Annotated in this window: 4 protein-coding genes; 2 read left to right on the top strand and 2 right to left on the bottom strand. The window is 69.3% G+C overall.

Annotation, left to right across the window (positions count from 1 at the left end; genetic code table 11):
• Positions 1-1,147 (bottom strand): folylpolyglutamate synthase/dihydrofolate synthase family protein (locus IRZ30_RS15620; protein WP_294086472.1); only part of this gene is annotated, 1,147 nt, incomplete at its 3' end.
• Between the two features lie 299 nt (positions 1,148-1,446).
• On the opposite strand from IRZ30_RS15620, the gene IRZ30_RS15615 reads away from it, so the two are divergent.
• On the top strand, positions 1,447-2,091 hold the full coding sequence (locus IRZ30_RS15615; RefSeq protein ID WP_294086471.1) for an orotate phosphoribosyltransferase: 645 nt from the start codon (positions 1,447-1,449) through the stop codon (positions 2,089-2,091).
• A gap of 321 nt (positions 2,092-2,412) precedes the next feature.
• On the opposite strand, the gene IRZ30_RS15610 is transcribed toward IRZ30_RS15615, so the two are convergent.
• The gene (locus tag IRZ30_RS15610) at positions 2,413-4,104 is read right to left on the bottom strand and encodes an FAD-dependent thymidylate synthase (RefSeq protein WP_294086470.1); all 1,692 of its coding nucleotides are present in this window, start codon (positions 4,102-4,104) and stop codon (positions 2,413-2,415) included.
• A gap of 135 nt (positions 4,105-4,239) precedes the next feature.
• On the opposite strand from IRZ30_RS15610, the gene IRZ30_RS15605 reads away from it, so the two are divergent.
• Positions 4,240-4,776, top strand: coding sequence for an NUDIX domain-containing protein (locus IRZ30_RS15605; protein WP_294086469.1), 537 nt, complete (start codon positions 4,240-4,242; stop codon positions 4,774-4,776).
• Positions 4,777-4,922 lie beyond the last annotated feature (146 nt).

Genomic DNA, 4,922 nt, shown 5'->3' with positions numbered 1-4,922 from the left:
GCGCCGGGTCGGCGGCTCGGGGGTGGTGGGAGGCGGTGGCGATGATCCGGTCCGCCAGCGGGGCGAGGATTTTCAGCATCGCCGAGATGTCTTTGTCCCGGGCGATGCCGAGGACGAACGTGCGGCGGCGGGGGCCGAAGGTGTCGACCAGCGCCTCGGCCAGGCGGGCGGCGGCATCGACGTTGTGCGCGCCGTCGACAACGACCAGGGGCTGCTCTCGCACGACTTCCAGGCGGCCGGGCCAGTTGACCGCCGCCAGCCCGGCGCGGATGGCCACCTCCGGTATGTCGAGGCCCTGCTCGCGCAGCAGCCAGCAGGCGGCGACGGCCGTGGCGGCGTTCTCCACCTGGTGTCGCCCGCGCAGCGCGAGGCGCAGGTCGCGGAGGGTTCCCCACGGGCCGGTCAGGTTGAAGGCGGCATCGGTGCCGGTCGCGTGCCAGTCGCGTCCGGCCCGGTAGACCGGGCTACCGCGCTCGGCCGCGATCCGCTCCAGGGTGGCCAGCGCCTCGGGCGGTTGCGGGCCGATGACGACCGGGCGGCCTGGTTTGATGATGCCCCCCTTCTCGGCCGCGATTGCGCTGAGGGTGTTGCCGAGGATGGCGGTGTGGTCGTAGCTGATCGGGGTGATGACGGCGACGGCCGGGGTGACGACGTTGGTGGCGTCGAGCCGCCCGCCGAGCCCGACCTCGACCACGCCGACCTCCACGCCTGCCCGGGCGAAGGCCAGGAAGGCGAGCGCGGTGGAGACCTCGAAGGCGGTGGCCTCACCCCAGTCGGGCCGCGCCTCTGCCAGACGGCGGTTGACCGCGGCGATTTCGGCGGTCAGGGCGGCGAAATCCTCCGGTGCGATCGGCATGCCGTCGATCTGGATGCGCTCGCGAAAGGTGTGAAGGTGGGGTGAGGAGTAGAAGCCGACGCGTCGTCCCGCGGCGCGGAGGATGGCGGCGACACAGGCACCGGTTGAGCCCTTCCCCTTGGTGCCGGCGATGTGCACGACGGTGAAGCCCCGCTCGGGGTGGCCGAGCGCTTCCAGTAACCAGGCGGTGCGTTGCAGGCCGACCGTCTCGGCGTCGAAGGGGTTGGCGACGAAGCCCCGGTCGTAGCCGGAGCGCTCGATGATGTAGGCGATCGCCTCCCGGTAGTCCATTTCCCCCCTCCGTTGCCGTCGTGGTCAGACCCATGTGTGCCAGCGCTCATCATAGCGCCCGGCGCAGGTTCCTGCTCGGGGTGTGGGGAGCGATCCGCACCGCCTGGGGACGGCAGTCACGACGGTGTTGGTGGTTCCGGTGGTGAGGAGCGCGGCTGCGCGTGCCGGGCAGGCATCATTCCCGGCGGGGCTCGTGTGTGGAGGGTCGGAAACAGTACGCAAGCAGTGTGAGATTATGGTATCGTCTCCCCGTTATCGTGCAGATCGGCCGTGCCGCACGTCGGGAGGACGACGACAGCGTGTTCTTCGGGTCCGAATCGAAGCTCGACCTGGCCCAGGCGCTCTTTGCCCTTGGTGGTGTGCAGTTTGGCGACTTCGACCTCGGGCCGACCGCCGGCCGGTCGCCGATCTACATCAACCCGCGCGTGCTGATCAGCGACCCAGCGGTCCTGCGCCAGATCGCGCGGCTGATCCATCAGGAGATCCAGGCCGATCAGGTCCGGCGCAAACCCCGTCTCGCCGCGTTCGCCGCTGTGGCCGGCGTGCCGATGGGTGGGCTGCACCTCGCTACCGCCTACGCGCTGGTCAGCGATACGCCGCTGCTCTACGTGCGCCCCGACGGCTCGCACCCGGAGATCGAGGGGAGGGTCGTGCCGGGGCAGACGGTCCTGGTGATCGACGACCTGATGACCGGCGGCACCAGCATCCTCACCACCGCCCGGACGCTGGAGAAGGCCGGCTTAATCGTCCGCGACGCGATCGTCCTGATTGACCGGGAGCAGGGCGGCGTCGCCCGGCTGCATGAGCACGGTTATCGGGTCATGCCCATCCTTGGGCTGCGCATGATGATCACGTACTACCACGAGAGCGGGATGATCGACACCGCCGACTACCAACGGGTGATCGACTACCTCGACCGCACCTCCGGCCGGCAGCGCGGATGACGAGGTCGCCGCGACGAGCCCGGCGCACCACGCGCCGGTGATCAACACCGTTTTGGTCCCGCTGTATCCCTGACAGCATCGTCTCCACAAAGGATCTTCCCACTGGGTGATGGTTCCGACGCGAGATCCTTCGCTTCGCTCAGGATGACATAAAGGAATCGGCGTCAAGCATTCGATGACCCACGGCGGCTCGGAAGGGTTATCTGGCGCGCCGAAACATGAAACCGGGGTCGAGCGGGAAAGCGCCCGACCCCGGTCGATTACACCTCTTGTACCTCATCAGGATGACACGCAACACGCATCACGGAACACGCGGGACGCCTACAGCACCCGGCGCTCGGCGATGCGGGCGAAGTCGTAGTTGCGCCAGACCGGGATGCCGCAGTAGCGCTCGCCCTCGGGGCAGAAGGGGCGCGTCCCTGCCTCGTGGCGCAACATGCAGGGCGGCCGGGCGACGTAGCGGCCGATCTCGGGGAGCACCTGCTTGACCTGCTCCGTCTCCTGCCGGGCCGTCTCGAAGATCTCCCGCTGCGCGTCGTAGCAGAGCCGCTTGACCCACTTCCAGAAGTAGGTGAGCAGCGTGCCCGTCTCGTAGAAGCGGACGTGGTGGCTGTTGGGCAGCAGGTAGAGCACCTGCTCGACCGGGACGCCGGCGTCGAGCAGCCGGTTCTTGGCGTCCCAGAGGGCGCGCACCGTGGCGTGGTACTCCTCCAGCGCCTCCGGCACCCGCGCCACGTCGTACGGCACGATCACGTCCGGCTCTTGACGCAGGTGGGCGGAGAGGACCGGGCTGGAGGAGAGCGTGCCGCGGTGCCGCTGGTTCTGCGCCTCTTCCGCGCCGCTGATGCGCTTCTGGAACGTGAAGGCGACGTGGTTCATCGTCTGCATCAGCTTGGAGTGCATTGCCAGGAAGAGGGAGTGGCCGTGGTAGTGGTTGCGCGCCGGGTCGAGCACGAGCGCGATCGCCTCGGCGTCGGAGAGCTCGTCGCGGCTGCGGCCGAGCACGGTGCGGACGGCGCTGGCGAGCAAGTGTTCGGCGTTCGGGTTGTAGGCGACCAGCTTGGAGTGGTAGTCGCCCAGCTCGGCGTCGAACTCGCGGAAGAACTCCTCGTTGCCGGTCTGGTCGAGATTCGCCCGCAGGTTGGCCAGCGCCTGGTACTCCGGGGTGTCCTCGGTCGCGATCAGGCGCAGGTCGAGCGGGTGGCCGGGGGCACCGAGGAAGTTGGGATCGACCTTCAAGACCTCCTCGACCATGCGGTTGACGATGTAGCGGACCTCACCCGGCACGTCGAGCTGGTTGGCCAGGACGTAGTAGCGCAGCAGCGTCAGCCCGTTGACGGTGTGGTAGAGATGCGCCGGGGTCGCCAGCGGCAGCACGTAGCGGGCCACCTCCTGCGCCTTGCGCTGCACGTCGCGGCGGACCCGTTCCTGCGTCTCCGGGTCCCGCGCCTTGGCGCGCGCGGGGAAGACGCGGGCGTAGCGGGCGGTGAGGTCGGGTGTCAGGAGGTCGACCAGCCGCCGGTAGCCCTCCAGCGCCCGCTCGATGGCGGCCGTGTAGATCTCCAGCAGCGGCTCGGGCAGGTCGGGCGTCACCATCGTCTTGCCGCTGACCTCGCGGTAGCGCTGCGAGACCTGTTCGGAGTTGTAGTGCGGGTGGCTGTGGAAGAAAGACCAGATCGCGAGCCGGGAGACGCCGTCGAGCACGAAGACGAAGTTCGCGTGCTGGAAGGTGGTGTGGTGGCCGGCCGCGAAGAGGTCCGGGTAGAGCCGCTGGGCACGCTCGCGCCGTGCCGGGCGCACTTCGTCGCCCGGCTCATCCAGCGACGAGTCCATCAGCTTGAGCACGTTCTCCACCCGTGCCGGGCGCGCGCCGTAGCAGGTCCAGGCGGCGGCGACGGTGAGGGCGAACGGGTCGTGCGCCGACTCCTGCGCAATGAGCCGGACGGTCGGCGGTGTCGACCGAAACGGGAACGGGGTCTCGAACGCCTGCTGCCGATCTGCCGGTGCTGCCATGTGCTCACCACCTTGGAGGTACCCGGCCAGGGCCGGGACGGGGCCGCCGCTGCGTAGCCCGAGTGTACGTACATATTGTACGCTTGTCAACAACGCGGGCCTGGAGCTAGCGATGGACGGTGAGGGGGCGCGAGCATGGTAACCGGGAACGACGCCGCGGACCGCGCGCGGCCACCTGCGCTTGAAGTCTACTCGATGGTGCTGCTCGCGCACGGCGGGCGCTACTTGCTGCTCCGGCGCGCTGCGAGCAAGCGCTTCGCGCCCGGCCGCTGGACCGGGCTCGGCGGGCGCGTCGAGCCGGAGGAGCTTGCCGATCTGCGCGCCGCCGCGCTCCGGGAGGTCCGGGAGGAGACGGGAATCGCGCCGAAGCAGATCGCCGGCCTGACCCTGCGGCGGGTGCTCCTCCAATCCCGTCCCGGCGCAACGCTGACGATCCTCCTCTATTTCACCGGCACGCTCGCCGAGCCGGTGCTCCCCACCAGCAATGAGGGTGACCTGGCCTGGGTCACGCCCGAGGAAATGGCCACGCTCGACGTTATCGACAACACGGCCCAGGTGCTGCCCCTCCTCATCGATGCCGTGACGCGCGATCCCGACGGCCGCGAGCCCCCGCGCCTCGGCGTGGCGACGTTCCGCCCCGACGGGACGCTGGAGCGGATCGTGTGGGGGTGAGGTGGGGTGGCCCTCACCCCCTAACCCCCTCTCCCAACTTTGGGAGAGGGGGATGTTACGCGTCATGCGTCATACGTCATGTGTCGGCCGTCTGCCGTATTCGGCCCGACTCCCCTCTCCCAAGGTTGGGAGAGGGGCCGGGGGTG

It is taken from the genome of Sphaerobacter sp. (assembly GCF_019683595.1).
Classification (GTDB): domain Bacteria; phylum Chloroflexota; class Chloroflexia; order Thermomicrobiales; family Thermomicrobiaceae; genus Sphaerobacter.
The sequence above is the reverse complement of the archived record's forward strand: the minus strand, read 5'-3'. Positions and strand labels throughout refer to the sequence as shown.